The sequence below is a fragment of the Paractinoplanes deccanensis genome (assembly GCF_016862115.1).
Classification (GTDB): Bacteria; Actinomycetota; Actinomycetes; order Mycobacteriales; family Micromonosporaceae; genus Actinoplanes; species Actinoplanes deccanensis.
In genome coordinates this window covers 53,240-71,278 of sequence record NZ_BOMI01000134.1, presented here as the reverse complement: position 1 = coordinate 71,278, position 18,039 = coordinate 53,240, and the positions used below count along the sequence as shown (strand labels likewise).

Below are 18,039 nucleotides of genomic sequence, written 5' to 3'. Positions count from 1 at the left end.
AGAGCCTGGTCGTTAAGGTTTTCCCATGAGTTCGCTGCCCGCCGGTTGGTACAAGGACCCGGCCGACCCCGAGACCCAGCGCTACTGGGACGGTGAGGGTTGGCTGGGCAAGGCCATCCCGGCCGACGCGGTGCCGCCCGAGGGGCCGCCGCCGGTCGAGGAGGAGCCGCCACCCGCGGCAGCTGCTCCCACCCCGCCCACTTCCACCCCACCGGCCTCGCCTGTTCCGCCGCCGCCGGCGGGGCCCCCGCCGGGCTGGCAGCAGCCGCCGGGGCAGCAGCAGCCGCAAGGGTGGCAGCAGCCGCCGGGGTGGCAACAGCAGCCGCCTCCGCAGGGGTGGCAGCAGCCGGGACCGCCGAACGGGTGGCAACCGCCCCCGGGCTGGCAGCCCCCGCCGGGATGGGAGCGCATGCCGCCCGGCATGCGCCAGGCGATGTATCCGGTGCAGGCCCGCCCGCACGGCTACGCGCTCGCCGGGCTGGGACCGCGCCTCATGGCCCGGCTCCTCGACATCCTCGCGGTGCTGCTGCTCAACGTCGTCGTCAACGGCTGGTTCGCCTACCAATGGGCCAAGGAGTTCGTGCCGCTCTACCGCGCCACCATCGACGAGATGGCCAACGGCGGCAGCGCGTTCGACGTGCAGGCCTCCGGGCGCATGGACGGGCTGCTCTGGGCCATGCTGATCGTCGCGACGCTGCTCTGGCTGGCGTACGAGGCGCCCGCCATCGCCGGCAGCGGCCAGACCCTCGGCAAGCGGATCATGCGGATCAAGGTGGTCGCCGTCGAGAACACCGAGCCGCTCGGCTTCGGCCGCGCGTTCGGGCGCTGGGCCCGGCTCGGCCTGTGGACCCCGGCGTGGGGCTGCGCCGGCATCGGTTTCGTGCTCCAGCTCATCGACTGCATCTCGCCGGTCTTCGACCAGCAGCTGAGGCAGGCGTTCCACGACAAGACGGCACGCACGGTCGTGATCGCGCTGCCGCCGGACGACCGCCGCCCGGTCGACGCCACCACCGGTGGCGGCTCCAACGGACAGAAGGGCGTCTCATGACCCGCCTCACCCGCCCCGACCTCGACGGACTGCCCGCCTACGTGCCGGGTCGCAACCTGGCCGACCTGACCCGCGAGCTGGGCATCGCCGAGGCGGTGAAGCTCGCCAGCAACGAGGTGCCGTACGGCCCGCTGCCCGGCGTGGTGGAGGCGGCCGCCGAGGCGCTGGGCTCCGTGCACCGCTACCCCGACCTCGGCGCGGTGGCGCTGCGTGACGCGCTGGCCGAGCGCCTGAGCGTGTCCGCCGACCGCATCGTGACGGGCTGCGGCTCGGTGGCGCTCGCCGAGATCATCGTCAAGGCGACCTGCATGCCCGGCGACGAGATCGTGTATTCGTGGCGCTCGTTCGAGGCGTACCCGATCATCGCGGCCGGCGTGGGCGCGACCAGCGTGCGCGTGCCCAACACACCCGAGCACGGGCACGACCTGGACGCCATGGCCGAGGCGATCACCGACCGCACCCGGCTGGTGTTCGTCTGCAACCCGAACAACCCGACCGGCAGCTCGCTGCGCAAGGCCGACCTCGACCGCTTCCTCGACGCGGTGCCCTCCGACGTGCTGGTGGTGCTCGACGAGGCGTACCGCGAGATGGTCACCGACCCGCAGGTGCCGGACGGCCTGGAGACCTACGGCGACCGGGCGAACATCCTGGTGCTGCGCACCCTGTCCAAGGCGTGGGGCCTGGCCGGCCTGCGCATGGGCTACCTGGTCGCCCAGCCGGGCGAGGCGGCGGCGATCCGCAAGGTCGTCACCCCGTTCTCCACCAGCCTGGTCGCCCAGGCGGCGGCGCTCGCGGCCCTCCAGCAGGAGGACGAGGTGCGCCGCCGGTGCGCGCTAGTGACCGCGGAGCGCGAACGGGTGACCGAGGCGCTGCGCAAGCTCTCGGTCGACGTGCCGGCCAGCCAGGCCAACTTCGTCTGGCTGCCGCTGGGCGACCGGTCGGCCGCGTTCGGCCAGGCCTGCGAGAGCCGCGGCGTCATCGTGCGCCCGTTCCAGCCCGACGGCGTACGCGTCACGATCGGCACGCCGGAGGAGAACGACCTCTTCCTGGCGGCCGCCGAGGCCGCCCTCGAGGGCTGACGGTGCTCCCCGCCGTCTGCGCCTGCTCGCTGTCTACGCGGCCAACTGTGCCTCGATGCGGTGATGGTCCTCCTCGCTGAGCCGGGCGGGGAAGACCCGCCGCCCGGCCGTGACCACCAGCAGCATCGCGACGACCGCCAGCCCGGCGGTCAGCAGCGGCAGCACGCCCAGGTGGCCGGCGCGGACCAGGCGCTCGCCGAGGAAGGCGCCGGCCCCGATGCCGATCTGGAAGGCCACCACGTAGACGGCGGAGGCGGCGTCGCGCGAGCGGGGAGCCACCCGCAGCGCCGCGCTCGCCAGAAAGACCGGCAGCGTGGTGAAGGCGCCGCCCCACAGCAGCGCGGCGAGCACGGTCGGCACGACCCCGAGCACCGGCGCGAGCGCGCCCGCCGAGACCGCCAGCACGATCAGCAACCCGGCGACGATCTGCCCGGGCCGGCGGTCGGAGTGCCGGCCGAGCAGGAAGTTCGCGATCAGCCCGACCGCGCCGTAGCCGAGCAGCAGGGCGCTGAGCGCGACGCCTTCAAGGCCGGCGTCCCGGCGCACCAGCGGGGCGATGTACGTGTACGCCGCGAACTGCCCGACGACGACCACCGCGGTGATCAGGCAGAGCATGGCGACCTGCCGGTCCCGCACGATCGCGACGGCGGCGCGCAGCTGCGCCCCGGGCCGCACGTTCAGGTCGTGCGGCAAGGGCTGGAGCCTCGGCAGGACGCGCGTCAGCAGCAGCACGCACACCGCGCCGCCGACCGCCATCGCGCCGATCGCCACCCGCCAGCCGAGCCACTGCCCGAGCGCCGTGCCGAGCGGCACGCCGAGCACGATGGCCAGCGAGTTGCCGACGAAGACCAGCGCCGTGGCGCGCCCCGCCTGCCCCGGCGGCGCGAGACGCGCGACCACCGGCCCGTTCACCGACCAGAAGACGCCGTGCGCCAGCGCGCAGATCAGCCGCGACAGCGTCAGCACCAGAAACGTCGGCGCCACCGCGGCCGCGGCCTGCGACACCACGAAGATCGCCACCGTGATCGCGATGACCGTGTGCCGCGGCATCCGCATGGTGAGCGCCGTCAAAGGGATCGTGCTGACCGCCGCCACCAGGGCGTAGCTGGTCAGCAGCAGGCCGACGTCGGCCTCGCTCACCGAGAGCCCGTCGGCGATCTGCGGAAGCAGCCCGACCGGCAGCGTCTCCGCGGTCACGTAGAAGAAGGCGGAGGCCCCGATGGCGGCCAGCGCCGGGCGATTCATGGTCGGCTTGGTCACCGCCGCAGAATAAGCTCTAGCATCGAGTAAAAGAAGGGACCCGTTCCTGTGACGACGCGCTCAGTGGAGCTGCTCCGGGTGGTCCACGCCCACCCCGGAGTCACCCGAGCCGACGCCGCCCGCCGGCTCGGCATCGGCACCGGCGCCGCCACCGAACTGGTGTCCCGCCTGGCCCAGGCCCACCTGCTCGCCGAGGCCCCCGCCGCTCCCAGCGGCGCCCGCGGCCGCCCCACGACCGTCCTGGTGCCCCACCCCGACGGCCCGCTGGTCGTCGCCGCCGAGATCACCCACGAGGGCTGGCGCCTCGACGTGGTCGAACTCGGCGGCGCCACCCTGACCTCCGTCAGCGGCACCCACACCGACACGTCCTGGCCGTCGGTGGTCGCCACCGTCAACGCCGCGACCGACGCCTTGTACAAGACCTACCCCGGCCGCCTGCGCGCCATGGGCGTCTCGGTCCCCGGCACGGTCTCCCGCACCCTGCGCCTCGACGCCACCAACCTGGGCTGGCACGACGTGGACCTGACCGAGTTGTGGCCCTCCACCGTCTTCGTGGCCGGCAACGACGCCAGCCTCGCCGCCGCCGCCGAATCGGCCCGCGGAGCCGCCACCGGCGCCCGGCTGGCCCTGCACCTGCGCATCGAAGGCGGCCTCGGCGGCGCCGCGGTCGACCAGGGCCGCCTGCTGATCGGAGCCTCGGGGTATTCGGGCGAATTTGGGCATATGCCCTTCGGGGATCCGGGCATCTCGTGCCCCTGCGGCGCCCGGGGGTGCTGGGGTACCGCTGTTGACGGCACGGCTCTGGCCCGGCATCTTGGCCACCCGGCCCCACACGATCCGGTCAGTTACGCGCGCCGCGTCATCGCGTCGGCTGTCGCCTCGCGGCATGGGGTGCTCGTCGCTGAGAGTCTTGCCGCTGCTGACGGGGGCTCCGTGGGTGGGGCGGAATCGGGCGAGTGGCAAGCCGTGTGCACGGTTGCCGCCGCTCTCGGGCGTGGCATAGCGGGCCTGGTCAACGGCCTCGACGCCGACCTGGTCACCCTCGGCGGCGTCGGTGTCGACCTGCTGGCCGCCGCCGAGGCCGAGATCCAGGCCGCCTATCGCGCCGGTCTCATGGCCATCCGCCGCGACGACCCGCCGCCGATCCTCCCGGCCGCCCTCGGCGCGGACGGCCCCATCGCCGGCGCCGGAGAAGAAGCCTGGTCGAGTCTCATCCCCCACCTGGCCTGACCGGCCTCGCCGGCGTGAGCGGGCCGCTTCTCAGCTCACGACCAGGCCGCTTCTCAGCCCACGACCGGGCCGCTTCTCAGCCCACGACCGGGCTGCGGCGTTCGAGGAACACGACGTCGCGCCAGACGCCGTGGTGCCGCCCCACTCGTTCGCGCGTGCCGATGATCCGGAAACCGCAGGCGCGGTGCAGCGCGAGGCTCGCCTCGTTCTCCGGGAAGATCCCCGACTGGATGGTCCAGATTCCCGCCGCCTCGGTCGAAGCGATCAACGCGCCGAGCAGAGCCCGCCCCACGCCTTTGCCGCCCGCGCCGGGATGGACGTAGACCGAGTGCTCCACGACCCCGGCATACACGCAACGGTCCGAGCCCGGGCTGCAGGCGACCCAGCCCACGACGCTTCCGTCCTCGTCCAGCGCCACGAACCGGTGCCCGGCCAGGCGCCCCGCCACGAATCGATCCCACGACGGCGGCTCGGTCTCGAAGGTGGCGTTCCCGGTCGCGATGCCGAGCCGGTAGATCTCCAGCACCGCCGCGGCGTGCTCGTCGTCCATCGCCGCGATCCGGATCCCGCCTGCGCCGTCAGCCTCGGTCATCGAGATGCCACCCCCTCGAACTCCACACCGGGCAAAGTCTCGCAGGCTGACGGGACGGAGGCGGGGACGGTGCGGGATCCGTGGTGCGTGCTATCGCCGCTCCGGGAAGCGGGCCCGGGGGGCCGAGCCGGTGTCGAGGTCGGGGCGGCGGCCCGCGTACGGCTGGGCGACGATCGTGGCCCGGCGTGGGGTGAGGCGTGCGCGGAGGTGGGCGGCGAGCGGGCGTTCGATCCACCGGTGCACCAACCACGCGGCCAGCAGCATGACGGTGATCGTGCCGGCCAGGACGAGCCAGTGCGGGGCGCGGTCGTGGGTCGCGTGGATGAGCAGGAAGCCGATGTTCTGGTGGAGCAGATAGAACGGGTATGTGAGCAGGCCCGCCGTGGTCAGCGCGCGCCAGCGGATGCGGGACGTCCAGCCCAGCGCGATCGCCGCCAGGACCGCGAAGAACGCTGTGACGATCAGGATGGCGACCGTGTCGGAGAGCGGGGCCTTGATGTATGTCTTCTCGGTCAGCGTGACGCGGGCCAGCAGGTTGTGCTGCGCCATCAGGTACGACGCGGCGACCAGGCCCCAGAGCTCGAGGCGCGGGCCGTACCGGTGGATCAGGTAGAAGGCGATGCCGGCCACGAAGAGGGGCGCGTAGTCAGGCTGGAGCACGACGATCAGCAGGCGTTCGCGGCTCGTGTGGGCGATGACCGCGGCGATCAGCCACCCGTAGCCGAACCACATGACCCTTCGCAGGGTGAGGCCGCGCCCCAGCAGCAGGGCGAAGAGCAGGTAGAACCGCGCCTCGACCCAGAGCGTCCAGTAGACGCCCTCGACCCCGTGCACGCCGAGCGGCCATTGCAGCATCGTCAGGTTGAGCAGCACGTCGCTGAACCGGAGCGGCTGGGCCACGACCGGCCACAGGCCCACGCACACGGCCGTGATCAGGACCGCGGGCCAGTACGCGGGGAAGAGCCGGATGAGGCGGGACCGGACGAACGAGCCGGTGTCGCGTCCCCATGCGCTCATGCAGATGACGAAGCCACTGATCATGAAGAACAGTTCGACACCGAGCCAGCCGTACGCGGAGACGTCGTGGGCGCGGGACACGGCGACCGCGGGCGGGGCGTCCCACGCCGCGACGATGTCGTTGCGCCCGGCGAAGTGGTAGAAGGCCACCATGACGGCGGCGATCAGCCGGAGACCGTCCAGGACCACGATCCGGCTGTCGCGTTGGGTTCCCATCGACGGTTCAACGCGGAGCCGCCGCAGAAGTGTCGATGGCGTTGCGGGGAAAGCTGGTGGCGGGGGCTCAGCTGGGCGCGCAGAAGCCGGCGGCCGGGCTCAGCCACTCGGCGTACTGGGCCTCGATCGTGCCGTTCAGGTCCTTGAGGGTCTTGACCTTCTTGATGTACGCGCGATCGGCGGCGCTGGCGTCGACCTTGGCGGCCGAGGTCGAGCCGGCGGCCTGGAACTCGGGGTCCTCGGCCGCGGCGGTGACCGTGCGGATCTTCGCGGCGACGGCCTTGAGCTTGGCGGCGGCCGCGTCCTCGGCCTTCTTGGCCTCGGTGGCCTGCTTCGCCTCCCGGTACGTGATCAGCTTGCCCATGGCGGCGCCGAACTCTTTCATCTCGGCCGAGTACAGCTTCTGCATGTTCGCGCAGACCAGCGTGGTGTCCGCCGAGTAGTCGGGCTCGGGCGAGGCGCTGGGTGAGGCGCTCGCCGTGGGGGCGGCGGCCGCGCTCGAGTCGTTCGCGTCGCTGTCGCAGGCGGCGCCGGTCAGCAGGGCACCGGCGGCGATCACGGCCAGGAGGGCGCGTCGCATGAGAGGGGATCCTGTTCGTCGGGGGCACGTACGCCCCGCCGACGTTACGTTCCGCTGGGCGCATCGTCCAACCGACAGTGATCACCGAGATACCGACGAGCAGTCCGCCCGCGTCTGCCGCCGCGGACGGACTGCGTGCCCCCCGTCGGGCCGCGCCGCCGTACCGGGCTGGGGCGATGTGAAACATCCCCGGTACGACGGCGACCCTCAGACTGCCGAAGACCGCTGTCGTTCCGCTGTCGTTTCACTCTCGTCACCTCGGTTAGGCTCGATGGCTCTACCGAGGGCTGGGGGACGGGCGATGCGGTATCGCATTCTCGGGCCACTGTCCGTCACCGCGGGCGGGCAGGACGTCACCATCACAGCGGGCCGTGACCGTGTCGTGCTGGCCATGCTGCTCCTGCACCCTGGCCGTGTGCTCGGCGTCGGTGCCCTGGCCGACGCGGTGTGGGGCGCCGACCCGCCGGCCACCGCCCGCGGTCAGCTGCAGACCTGCGTCTCCCGCCTGCGCCGGGTCCTGCCGCCGGGAACGATCCGCACCGATCCGGCCGGTTACCGGATCGAGGTCGGCCCGGACGACCTCGACGCGCGTGTCTTCGACCGTCTCGTCGCGAAGGGCAGGTCGTCCGCGGAACCCGAGGCGGCGCGGAGGGCGTACCGCCAAGCCCTCGATCTCTGGCGTGGGCCAGCGCTCGGCGAGAGCGAGAGCGAGGCGGTCCGCGCGGCCGGGGCGATGCTCGACGAGCGCTGCCTGGCCGCCGCCGAGGACTGGGCCGGCCTCGAGCTCTCCGCCGGTCAGGCGCGCGACCTGATCGGTGTGCTGACCGCGCTGGTGGAGCGCTACCCGCTGCGGGAACGGCTGCGCGGCCAGCTGATGACCGCGCTGCACCGCACCGGGCGGCAGGCCGAGGCGCTGGCCGAGTTCCGCCGTGTCCGCCAACTCCTCCGCGACGACCTGGGCATCGAGCCGGGCGCCGAGCTTCAGCTGCTGCACAAGGCGATCCTGGCGGGCGAGGCGCCGGCGCGCCGGTCCGCCGGCGACGAGCCTCCGGGGGAGCGGCCCGTGCGGTGCCTGCCGCGCACGGTCGGTGACTTCACCGGCCGGGAGGCGGCGGTGAGCCGGCTGGTCACCGCGATCGGCTCGGCGACCCCGGACGGGCCGGTCATCGCGGTGATCGACGGCATGGCCGGCAGCGGTAAGACGACGCTCGCGCTGCACGTGGCCGCGCTGCTCGGCGACCGCTACCCCGACGCGCACCTCTTCGTCGACCTGCACGGGCACAGCGCCGAGCGCCCCCTCGACCCCGCCGAGGCGCTGCTCGTGCTGCTGCGCCAGCTCGGCCTCGACGCCGACCGGATCCCGCCGGAGCTGGTCGACCGGGTCGGGCTGTGGCGCACCGAGCTGGCCAAGCGGCGGGTGCTGGTGCTCTTCGACAACGCCGCGTCCAGCGCTCAGCTCAGCGACCTGCTGCCGACCGCCCCGGGAAACCTGGCCCTGGTCACCGGCAGGCGGCGCCTGGCCGGCCTCGACGGTGTGCATCCCGAGTCGCTGGCTGTGCTCCCGCACGCCGAGGCCGTCGAACTGCTCGCCCGGATCGTCGGGGACCGGGTCACCGCCGAACCGGAGGCGGCGGCCGAGGTGGCCCGCCGTTGTGGCGGCCTGCCCCTCGCCCTGCGGCTCGCCGGGGCACGGCTGGCGCATCGCCCGCGCTGGCGGGTGGCCGATCTGGTGAGCCGGCTCGGCGAGTCGGCCCTGCCCGAGCTCGCCGCCGAGGACCGGTCGGTGGCGAGCGCCTTCGCGGTGTCGTACCGGCAGTTGCCGCCCCGGGTCCGTGCGGTGTTCCGGCTGCTCGGGCTCTGCCCCGGCACGGAGTTCGACGCGCTCACCGTCGCCGCGCTCACCGGGCTGCCGCTGCCCGGCGCGCGGGACGTCCTCGACGATCTGGTCGACGTGCACCTGATCGACGAGCCGGAGCCCGGCGTCCACCGCATGCACGACCTGCTGCGCGAGTTCGCGGCGGCGCTCGCGGCCGACATCGCGCCCGCCGAGCGGATCGAGGCGTTGCGGGGCCTGCTCGACCAGCAGTTGCACGCGGCGGCGGCGACCAATCTCCCCGCGTACCGGCAAGGGGTGGAACGCGACATCGGAGCGCTCACCCCGCTGCGGCCGGACCTGCTGGCGGCGCTGGCCGATCCGGACGCCCGGCTCGACCGGGAGCGGCCGCAGCTCGGCAGGTACGTCAGCGCCGCCGCCGCCGAGCCGGAGCTGGCCGCCTACGCCTGGCAGCTGCCGCGCGCCGCCTGGCGTCACCTCTACATGCGTGCCTACCTCGACGACGTCCACAGCCTGCATGAGCAGGCCCGGGTGATGCTCGAGAGCCGTGCCGACCCCGCGGCGACCGCGACGGTGCTCAACTACCTGGCCTCGGTGCACTGCCGCCGGTCGCGCAACGACGAGGCGGTGCCGCTGCTGGAGCGGTGCATCGCGATCCGCCGCGAGCTGGGCGACCGCAACGCCCTGGCCACCGCCATGTCGAACCTGGCCGTGGTGCATCACGAGTCCGGCCGGTGGGCGCAGAGCCTGGAGCTCGCCCACGAGGTGCGCCGGCTGACCGCGGCCCGGCACGGGCGCGACGAGCTGAACACGCTGGCGAACAACTACCGCCGTCTCGGCCGTCACCGGGAGGCGCTGCGCTACTTCCGGCTGCGGCTCCTCGCCCAGCTGGAGATCCGGGACATCACCCGCATCGGCGCCAGCCTGACCTTCATCGCCGTGCTCAAGCACAAGCTCGGCGAGGTGTCGCTGAGCACGGCGATCCAGCAGGTACGGGTGGCCCTGCGGCCCATCGAGCGGGCCGGATATCGGCACGGGGCGGCCGACGTACGGCACGAGCTGGCGCTGCTGCTCGCCGCCGACGGGCGGATCGCCGAGGCGGTGGCCGTGCACCGGCAGGCCGTCGACTTCGCCGGGCAGGTGCACAACCGGGAGCAGGAGTCCCGGTTCCGCCACGGTCTCGGGGCGACCCTGCGGCTGGCGGGCGACGACGCGGCGGCGCGCGCGATGTTCGAACGGTCGCTGGCCCTCGCCCGGCAGGCGCGGATGCCGTACCGGATCGCCGTGGCCCAGGCCGCGCTCGGCGACTGCCTGGCCGGCGAGAACCCCGCCGAAGCCCGGCGGCTGCTCGGCCAGGCCCGCGCGGTGCTGGCCGCCCTGGCGGCACCCGAGCAGCGCGACGTCGAGAAGTCGCTGGCCGCGCTGGGGGAGTCCGGGTGACGGCCGGCGCGGCGTACAGCATCCTCGGCCGTCTGCCCGTGACCGCGGCCGGCCGAGGCGCGGCGGCTGCTGGAGCAGGCCCGGGCGCAGCTGTCCGCGCTCTCCGCGCCCGAGCTGCACGACGTCGAGAGGCTGCTCGCCGCGACTCGGTGGTGAGGATCATCTGCGTACCGGCGCCGCGGGAGAGACGATAAGGGCGTGACTACTACTGACGAGAGCGGTTACCGGGTCGAGAAGGACACGATGGGCGAGGTCCGGGTGCCGGCCGCCGCCCTGTGGCGGGCGCAGACGCAGCGGGCGGTGGAGAACTTCCCCCTCTCCGGCCGCGGGCTGGAGCCGGCGCACATCAAGGCGCTGGCCCAGATCAAGGGCGCGGCCGCCCAGGTGAACGCGGCGCTGGGCGTGCTCGACGACGATCTGGCCAAGGCCATCGCGACGGCCGCGGCGCACGTGGCCGAGGGCGGCTACGACGACCAGTTCCCGATCGACGTGTTCCAGACCGGGTCGGGCACCTCGTCCAACATGAACGCCAACGAGGTCATCGCCACGCTGGCGTCGCGCGAGCTGGGCCGCCCGGTGCACCCGAACGACCACGTCAACGCGTCGCAGTCGAGCAACGACGTCTTCCCGTCCTCGATCCACCTGGCCGCCACCGAGGCGGTCACCGCGACGCTGATCCCGGCCCTGGAGCACCTGCACTCGGCGCTGCGGGCCAAGGCGCAGGACTGGGACGACGTGGTCAAGAGCGGCCGCACCCACCTGATGGACGCCACGCCGGTCACGCTCGGCCAGGAGTTCTCCGGCTACGCCCAGCAGGTCGCCAACGGCATCGAGCGGCTGCGCGCGACCCTGCCCCGCCTGGCGGAGCTGCCGCTCGGCGGCACGGCCGTCGGCACCGGCGTGAACACCCCGCCCGGCTTCGCGCCCAAGGTGATCGACCGGCTGCGCGAGGTCACCGGGCTGCCGCTGACCGAGGCGCGCGACCACTTCGAGGCGCAGGGCGCCCGTGACGGGCTGGTCGAGGCGTCCGGCCAGCTGCGGACCATCGCCGTCGGCCTCTACAAGATCGTGAACGACATCCGCTGGATGGGCTCCGGGCCCCGCGCCGGCCTGCGTGAGCTGCGCCTGCCCGACCTCCAGCCGGGTTCGTCGATCATGCCGGGCAAGGTGAACCCGGTGGTGCCCGAGGCGGTGCGCCAGGTCGTCGCCCAGGTGATCGGCAACGACGCGGCGGTCGCCTTCGCCGGCACCCAGGGCGACTTCGAGCTCAACGTGATGCTGCCGGTGATGGCCCGCAACATCCTCGAGTCGATCCGGCTGCTCGCGAACGCGTCCCGCCTGCTCGCCGACCGCTGTGTCGAGGGCCTCCAGCCCAACGTCGACATCGCTCTGGCGTACGCGGAAGGCTCGCCCTCGATCGTCACCCCGCTCAACCGCTACCTCGGCTACGACGAGGCCGCCGCGATCGCGAAGCTGGCGCTCGCCTCGAACCGGACGATCCGCGAGGTCGTGATCGAGCGCGGCCACGTGAAGTCGGGCAAGTTGACCGAGGAGCAGCTCGACGCGGCCCTCGACGTGTTGCGGATGACGCGCCCGTAGGCCCTGTGGATAACGTGTGGATATCCGCCCTGCTCGGTCCCTCGGGCGGGGCGGGTATCCGCTTGGCAGGGCCGGTACCCTTGTCAGGTGAGTTTGCGCTTGTATGACACCGCGACCCGATCCGTCCGGGACTTCGTCCCGAAGACGCCCGGTCAGGTCGGTATCTACCTGTGCGGTCTCACCGTGCAGTCGGTGCCCCACATCGGCCATCTCCGTTCCGCCGTCAACTACGACGTGCTGCGCCGCTGGCTCCTGCACACCAACTACGAGGTCACCTTCATCCGCAACGTCACCGACGTCGACGACAAGATCCTCGACAAGGCGGTGGCGCAGGGCCGGCCGTTCTGGTCGATCGCGTTCGCCAACAAGCAGGTGCTCGACGCGAACTACCGCGACCTCAACGTGCTCCCGCCGACCTACGAGCCGCTGGCCACCGCGCACATCCCCGAGATGCACGAGCTCATCACCACGCTGATCGAGCGCGGCCACGCCTACCCGGCGGCCGGCGGCAACGGCGACGTCTACTTCGACGTGCCCTCCTACGCCGGCTACGGCGCCCTCTCCGGCCAAAACCCCGACGACATGCGCCCGCCGTCCGACGGCGGCGAGCCCGACAAGCGCGACTACCGCGACTTCGCCCTCTGGAAGGGCGCCAAGGCCGACGAGCCCGCCGACGCCTCGTGGCCGTCGCCGTGGGGTCACGGCCGCCCCGGCTGGCACATCGAGTGCTCGGCCATGGCCCGGCGCTACCTGGGCGACGAGTTCGACATCCACGGCGGCGGCGTCGACCTGACGTTCCCCCACCACGAGAACGAGATCGCCCAGTCCCGCTCGGCCGGCCTGCCGTTCGCGCGCCACTGGGTGCACCACGCGCTGCTCAACCTCGGCGAGGCCAAGATGAGCAAGTCGCTGGGCAACGTGATCGACCTCGACTCGGTGCGCGCGATGGGCATCCGCGACGTCGAGGTGCGCTACTACCTCGCCACGCCGCACTACCGCTCGCGCATCGACTACTCCGACGACGCGCTGCGCGAGGCCGCGACGGCCTACCGCCGCATCGAGGGCTTCGTGCAGCGGGCCGCCGAGATCGTCGGGCCCGGCCGTCCCAAGGACGTGCCGCCGGCCTTCGCCGCCGCCATGAACGACGACCTCAACACGTCGGCGGCGCTGGCGATCGTGCACGACACCATCCGCGAGGGCAACACGGCCCTCGCGGCCAACGACGAGGCCGGCATCCGCGGGGCGCTCACCGCCGTCCGCGCGATGCTGGGTGTCCTGGGCCTCGACCCGCTCGACGAGATCTGGACCGGTGGCTCCGCACAGAGCGACCTCAAGCCGGTCGTCGACGCGCTGGTCAAGCTCGCGCTCGAGCAGCGCGCGCAGGCCCGGGCAAGGAAGGACTGGGCCGCCGCCGACTCGGTGCGCGACCAGCTCAAGAACGCGGGAATTCAGGTGGAGGACACTCCGGCCGGGCCGCGATGGACGGTAGGAGAGCACTGATGCCGGGCAATTCACGAAACGCGAGCAAGCGCACGGTCGCCAAGAAGGGCGCGCCGGCCGGGTCGGGCGGCAAGAACCGCTCCGGCCTCAAGGGCAAGGGCCGCACCCTGCCCGCCGACGAGCGCCCCTGGCACAAGGGCTACTCGGGCACCGAGAAGCTGCCCGAGAAGACGGCCCGCAAGCAGGACAAGGAGCGCCGCGCGGCGGCCGCCGAGGGCCGCGCGCCCAAGGTCGGCGTCCCCGGCAGCAAGGACACCACCTGGGGTCGCGGCGGCGGCCGTGGCGTCCCGGCCCGGGGCCCGCAGCCGCGCGGCAAGTTCGCCACGCGCGGCGGCCCGCGGGTCGCGCCCGGCCGGCGCTCCAACCCCACCAAGGAAGGTCCCGAGCTGCTGCTCGGCCGCAACCCGGTGGTCGAGGCGCTGCGCGCCGCGGTGCCGGCCACCGCGCTCTACGTGGCGCAGGGCATCGACATCGACGACCGGGTCGCCGAGATCGTCCGTACGGCCGGCGACCGTGGCATCCCGATCCTCGAGATCGGCCGCAACGAGCTCGACCGGATGACCGGCGGCGTCCTCCACCAGGGCATCGGCCTCCAGGTCCCGCCGTTCGCCTACGAGGACTTCGACGACCTGGTCGCCGCCGCCCTCGAACAGCCCGCCCCGCTGCTCGTCGCGCTCGACGGCGTGACCGACCCGCGCAACGTGGGCGCGGTCATCCGCTCGGTGGCGGCCTTCGGCGGTCACGGCGTCTTCATGACCGAGCGCCGCGCCGCCGGCATCACCGCGACCGCCTGGCGCACCAGTGCCGGCGCGGCCGCCCGCGTGCCGGTCTCCCAGGTCGTCAACCTGACCCGCGCCGTCAAGGCCGCGCAAAAGGCCGGCTTCACCGCGATCGGCCTCGACGCCGACGGCGAGACCGACCTCTACCAGCTCGAGGCCGCCGTGGGCCCGCTGCTCGTGGTCGTCGGCTCCGAGGGCCGCGGCCTGTCCCGCCTCGTCGGCGAAACCTGCGACCTGCGCGTGAGCATCCCGATGGCCACCGACGTCGAGTCGCTGAACGCCAGCGTCGCCGCCGCGGTGACCCTCGCCGAGGTGACCCGCCGCCGCACCTACGGTCAGTAGTAGGCGCGCAGCACCCCACCCCGAGTGACATAGAGCCACCCGCCCGCGACAACGGGCGGGTGGTCCTGGTCGGCGCTCAGCTTCACCTTCAGCGGTACGCCCGTGGCGGCGCTCGCCACCGACAGCCCCGCGCTCGTCGGCGTGTAGAGCAGGCCACCGGCACGCACGCAACGGCCCGCGGCCGCCGCGGTGTGCACGGAGTAGAGCTTCCGGCCGGTCCCGGCGTCGAGAGCGGTGGCGCTGCGGTGCCGGCTGAAGAACACGTGGTTGTTGTCCGCGGTGACGTCACCGGCCTGGATCCGGGTCGACCAGACCACCTTCCCGGTGGCCGCCTCGACGGCGCTGAGCCCCGGCCCGCCGGCGACGTAGAACCGCGTGCCGGCCGGGTCGGCGCCCACCGCGTACCAGTTGCCGGTGGTCTGCCAGAGGGTCTTGCCGCTGGTCACCGCCACCGCGACCGCCCCACCGCCCGCCCTGCGCAGCAGTAGGCGCCCACCGGCGGACACGAGACCGTCGCCCCGGTCACCTCGCCGCAGCCAGCGGAACTTCCCGTCCACCACCGCGTAGGCGATCGTCGAGGCGAGGCCGTCCCGGTTGCTGTCGAGCACGACGGTGCCCCGATCGACACGCATGTCGTAGCTGAACTTCTCCAGCCCGGTCGCCCAGAGCCTGCTGCCGGTCGCGGGATCGAAGGCCGACAGGTGGCTCTCGAACTTCGCCGGGACGCGGCACTCCGACGACAGCATGAGCAGCTTGCCGTCGGCCAGGGCGAGGCTCCTGACGGTCGTCCGGGGCAGGGCCACGTGCCATCTCCGCTTGCCGGTGGCGGTGTCGTAGGCGCCGATGCCGCCGGGATCGTTGCTGTACAGGCTCTTGCCTTTGACGACGGGCTGGGCGCCGACGTCGCAGTTCGAGGTCCGGGTGGGGAGCGTCCAGCGCTGTTCGACCCGGGCGATGGTGGCGGCGTTGAGGCGGCTCTCGGCGGGGTTGTAGTGGGTGTTGCCGGGGCCGTAGCCGGGTTGGGGCCAGTCTGTGCTTTCGGCCGCCGCCGCGGGGGTGGGGACCAGGACCAGGGCGGTCACCACTGCGTACAACTTGATCTTCATGTGGTGATCAACGAAGTTTGTTCGGTGTAAGACCCTGGGGCTCTGCCCCAGACCCCGGTCATCGCTGCTGGGATCCGGATGAGGCTTGGGGCTTGGCTTGGGGGATCCCGTTGCGGCGCCGTGCGAGGGGATCACGAGGGGGTGGGGTGCGCAACCACACCCCGGTTGCGCACCCCACCCCCTCGTGATGGACCACACCCGTCGTCGCAACGGGATCCCCCAAGCCAAGCCGGGCGATGAAAACCCGTTTGACGGCACCGGGGATATTTCCGACATGCGACGCGGGGCAGACCTTGGCCGCCCAGGACGGTCCGCTTCCGGCTCGCGCTGGTAGGGCTGGGGCATTTCGGCCTGGGTTTGTGGGGTGTCGGGCCGAGTGCGCCGCTTGCGCTGACGGCCCGCCCGGGTGCGCTGGTCTGGCGCCTGGCTGGGTGGCCTGTCCGCGCCGTTGGGGCTCGGTGGGTGGCTTGGGCGAGCGTGCCCGACCTTAACTGTGGATGGCCGAGGCCGAGTTTGCCTGCCCGCGCTGGTCGCCTGCCCCGACCCGGGCGCGCCGGCCATGCACTGGCCAGCTGCCCCGAGCCGGGCGTGCTGGCTGGCTTGCCGATCTGGCGCAGGCGCGCTGGCCTCGGACTGGCCGGCTGCCCCGACCCGGGCGTGCTGGCTGGCTTGCTGATCTGGCGCAGGCGCGCCGGCCTCGGACTGGCCGGCTGCCCCGAGCCGCGCGTGCTGGCTGGGCTTGCTGGCCCGGCGCAGGCGCGCTGGCCTTGGACTGGTTGCCTGGCTGGGCGGATGGCTCGGCCGAGCGCGCTGGCCCCGGCCGAATGAATGGCCCCGGGCCGAGCATCCCGCCTCGGACTTACTGATTGACCGGCCGACCACGCCGGCTCAGTCCGGCCGAATGGCCCAGGCCAAGCGCACCACCTCGCCGTGCCCCAGTGACGACGATCCGCGCGCAGCGCGGCAGACCCCCGCCCACAACCGCAGCCGCAACCGCCCCCGCAAGCGCAACCACCGCACCGTGGGGGTCTGGGGGCTCGGCCCCCAGGTAGATACGCGAGGCGGGATGGTTTGCGCTTTCCGCAAACACACTCCACCCCCACCCGAGCCCCCGGTCGGGATCGAACCGACGACCTCCCGTTTACAAGACGGGTGCTCTGGCCAGCTGAGCTACAGGGGCGTGGGTGTGAGCATATCTGCTGGGGGCTTAACGGCCACTCTTGGCATGACGTGTAAAAAGCTTTACGTTTACGGGGCTGTTTCCACTCGGATCGTCCGGCACGTTCCTGCCGGTGGAAAGGAAGTCGGTTCACCATGGCTACGGTCACCTATGACAAGGCCTCTCGTATCTACCCGGGGTCTGAGCGCCCCGCGGTGAACGAGCTCGATCTCGAGATCGGTGACGGGGAGTTCCTCGTTCTGGTCGGCCCTTCCGGTTGTGGCAAGTCCACCAGCCTGCGCATGCTCGCGGGTCTGGAGGATGTCGACCGGGGGCGGATCCTCATCGAGGGCAAGGATGTCACCAACCTTCCTCCGAAGTCCCGCGACATCGCGATGGTCTTCCAGAACTACGCTCTGTACCCGCACATGTCGGTGTACGAGAACATGGCTTTCGCGCTGAAGCTGCGTAAGACGTCGAAGGCGGAGATCGACCGCCGGGTCAAGGAGGCCGCTGCCCTCCTGCAGCTCGACGAGTACCTTTCGCGTAAGCCGAAGGCGCTGTCGGGTGGTCAGCGTCAGCGTGTCGCGATGGGCCGCGCGATTGTGCGTGAGCCGCAGGTGTTCCTCATGGATGAGCCGCTGTCGAACCTTGACGCGAAGCTGCGTGTGCAGACGCGTTCGCAGATCGCGACGCTGCAGGCGAAGCTGGGTGTCACGACGGTTTACGTGACGCACGACCAGGTCGAGGCCATGACGATGGGCCACCGGGTGGCGGTCATGCTCGACGGTGTTCTGCAGCAGGTGGACACGCCGCGGGCCCTGTACGACACGCCGGGCAATGTTTTCGTCGCGGGCTTCATGGGCTCGCCGGCGATGAACATCAAGACGGTTCCGCTGTCGGAGGCGGGTGGCAAGTTCGGTTCGCTGACGCTTCCGATGACCCGTGAGCAGGTCGCGGCGGCGCAGTCGGGCAACGGCAAGGTGACGATCGGTTTCCGTCCGGAGGCTGCCGACCTGGTGTCGGAGGGCGAGGGTGGCTTCCCGATCGTGGTGGACCTGGTCGAGGACCTGGGTTCGGACGCGAACGTGTACGGCCACGCCGACCTGGACGGTGGCTCGGAGCGTTTCGTGGTGCGCACGGACCGCCGCCACATGCCCAACATGGGTGAGACGGTCTTCATCAAGCCGCAGACGGCCGGCATCCACGTGTTCAACGCGGAGAGCGGCGTTCGCATCTGATGTAACTGACTGATAGA

General features: G+C 72.3%; 13 protein-coding genes and 1 tRNA gene. 8 read left to right on the top strand and 6 right to left on the bottom strand.

Features of this window, described 5'->3' with window-relative positions; all coding sequences use genetic code 11:
* Positions 1–25: 25 nt before the first annotated feature.
* Together Ade02nite_RS33390 and hisC are read left to right on the top strand one after the other, a co-directional pair.
* Complete coding sequence (locus Ade02nite_RS33390) at positions 26–1,048, top strand: RDD family protein (protein ID WP_203772558.1); 1,023 nt, start codon at positions 26–28, stop codon at positions 1,046–1,048.
* Entirely contained in the window at positions 1,045–2,127 is a 1,083-nt protein-coding gene (gene hisC, locus Ade02nite_RS33385) for a histidinol-phosphate transaminase (protein ID WP_203772556.1), read from the top strand. Before Ade02nite_RS33390 ends, hisC begins: the two co-directional genes overlap by 4 nt.
* Positions 2,128–2,160: 33 nt before the next feature.
* Here hisC and Ade02nite_RS33380 read toward each other — a convergent pair whose 3' ends face one another.
* The gene (locus Ade02nite_RS33380; protein WP_239169239.1) at positions 2,161–3,387 is read right to left on the bottom strand and encodes an MFS transporter; all 1,227 of its coding nucleotides are present in this window, start codon (positions 3,385–3,387) and stop codon (positions 2,161–2,163) included.
* A gap of 48 nt (positions 3,388–3,435) precedes the next feature.
* Between Ade02nite_RS33380 and Ade02nite_RS33375 the strand changes: the two genes are divergently transcribed.
* The gene (locus tag Ade02nite_RS33375) at positions 3,436–4,617 is read left to right on the top strand and encodes an ROK family transcriptional regulator (protein WP_203772554.1); all 1,182 of its coding nucleotides are present in this window, start codon (positions 3,436–3,438) and stop codon (positions 4,615–4,617) included.
* 76 nt (positions 4,618–4,693) lie between these two features.
* Here Ade02nite_RS33375 and Ade02nite_RS33370 read toward each other — a convergent pair whose 3' ends face one another.
* The 3 genes from Ade02nite_RS33370 to Ade02nite_RS33360 all read right to left on the bottom strand — a co-directional run bounded on the left by Ade02nite_RS33370 (position 4,694) and on the right by Ade02nite_RS33360 (position 7,022).
* Complete coding sequence (locus Ade02nite_RS33370) at positions 4,694–5,209, bottom strand: GNAT family N-acetyltransferase (protein WP_379036940.1); 516 nt, start codon at positions 5,207–5,209, stop codon at positions 4,694–4,696.
* A gap of 90 nt (positions 5,210–5,299) precedes the next feature.
* Positions 5,300–6,442, bottom strand: coding sequence for an acyltransferase family protein (locus Ade02nite_RS33365; RefSeq protein WP_203772552.1), 1,143 nt, complete (start codon positions 6,440–6,442; stop codon positions 5,300–5,302).
* Between the two features lie 67 nt (positions 6,443–6,509).
* Positions 6,510–7,022: a hypothetical protein gene (locus Ade02nite_RS33360; protein WP_203772550.1), complete on the bottom strand. Its 513-nt coding sequence runs from the start codon at positions 7,020–7,022 to the stop codon at positions 6,510–6,512.
* A 301-nt stretch (positions 7,023–7,323) separates the two neighbouring features.
* Here Ade02nite_RS33360 and Ade02nite_RS33355 point away from each other — a divergent pair, with 301 nt between their 5' ends.
* The 4 genes from Ade02nite_RS33355 (at position 7,324) to rlmB (ending at position 14,516) form a co-directional block, all read left to right on the top strand.
* Entirely contained in the window at positions 7,324–10,296 is a 2,973-nt protein-coding gene (locus Ade02nite_RS33355) for an AfsR/SARP family transcriptional regulator (protein WP_203772548.1), read from the top strand.
* A 198-nt stretch (positions 10,297–10,494) separates the two neighbouring features.
* On the top strand, positions 10,495–11,895 hold the full coding sequence (locus Ade02nite_RS33350; protein WP_203772546.1) for a class II fumarate hydratase: 1,401 nt from the start codon (positions 10,495–10,497) through the stop codon (positions 11,893–11,895).
* Between the two features lie 87 nt (positions 11,896–11,982).
* On the top strand, positions 11,983–13,395 hold the full coding sequence (cysS, locus tag Ade02nite_RS33345) for a cysteine--tRNA ligase (RefSeq protein WP_203772544.1): 1,413 nt from the start codon (positions 11,983–11,985) through the stop codon (positions 13,393–13,395).
* Positions 13,395–14,516, top strand: a complete 1,122-nt coding sequence (gene rlmB, locus Ade02nite_RS33340; RefSeq protein WP_203772542.1) for a 23S rRNA (guanosine(2251)-2'-O)-methyltransferase RlmB — start codon at positions 13,395–13,397, stop codon at positions 14,514–14,516. Before cysS ends, rlmB begins: the two co-directional genes overlap by 1 nt.
* Here rlmB and Ade02nite_RS33335 read toward each other — a convergent pair.
* Together Ade02nite_RS33335 and Ade02nite_RS33330 are read right to left on the bottom strand one after the other, a co-directional pair.
* On the bottom strand, positions 14,510–15,622 hold the full coding sequence (locus tag Ade02nite_RS33335) for an outer membrane protein assembly factor BamB family protein (protein ID WP_203772540.1): 1,113 nt from the start codon (positions 15,620–15,622) through the stop codon (positions 14,510–14,512). The two genes, rlmB and Ade02nite_RS33335, sit on opposite strands and share 7 nt — an antisense overlap.
* 1,106 nt (positions 15,623–16,728) lie before the next feature.
* Positions 16,729–16,802 (bottom strand) — tRNA-Thr (locus Ade02nite_RS33330).
* A 134-nt stretch (positions 16,803–16,936) separates the two neighbouring features.
* On the opposite strand from Ade02nite_RS33330, the gene Ade02nite_RS33325 reads away from it, so the two are divergent.
* The gene (locus Ade02nite_RS33325; protein WP_203772538.1) at positions 16,937–18,022 is read left to right on the top strand and encodes an ABC transporter ATP-binding protein; all 1,086 of its coding nucleotides are present in this window, start codon (positions 16,937–16,939) and stop codon (positions 18,020–18,022) included.
* Positions 18,023–18,039 lie beyond the last annotated feature (17 nt).

Excerpts from the sequence above, each read along its gene's own strand:
- Ade02nite_RS33390 (WP_203772558.1), top strand. The coding sequence starts at position 26 with ATGAGTTCGCTGCCCGCCGGTTGGTACAAGGACCCGGCCGACCCCGAG.
- hisC (WP_203772556.1), top strand. The coding sequence starts at position 1,045 with ATGACCCGCCTCACCCGCCCCGACCTCGACGGACTGCCCGCCTACGTG.
- Ade02nite_RS33370 (WP_379036940.1), bottom strand. The coding sequence starts at position 5,209 with ATGACCGAGGCTGACGGCGCAGGCGGGATCCGGATCGCGGCGATGGAC.
- Ade02nite_RS33365 (WP_203772552.1), bottom strand. The coding sequence starts at position 6,442 with ATGGGAACCCAACGCGACAGCCGGATCGTGGTCCTGGACGGTCTCCGG.
- Ade02nite_RS33360 (WP_203772550.1), bottom strand. The coding sequence starts at position 7,022 with ATGCGACGCGCCCTCCTGGCCGTGATCGCCGCCGGTGCCCTGCTGACC.
- Ade02nite_RS33355 (WP_203772548.1), top strand. The coding sequence starts at position 7,324 with ATGCGGTATCGCATTCTCGGGCCACTGTCCGTCACCGCGGGCGGGCAG.
- rlmB (WP_203772542.1), top strand. The coding sequence starts at position 13,395 with ATGCCGGGCAATTCACGAAACGCGAGCAAGCGCACGGTCGCCAAGAAG.
- Ade02nite_RS33335 (WP_203772540.1), bottom strand. The coding sequence starts at position 15,622 with ATGAAGATCAAGTTGTACGCAGTGGTGACCGCCCTGGTCCTGGTCCCC.
- Ade02nite_RS33325 (WP_203772538.1), top strand. The coding sequence starts at position 16,937 with ATGGCTACGGTCACCTATGACAAGGCCTCTCGTATCTACCCGGGGTCT.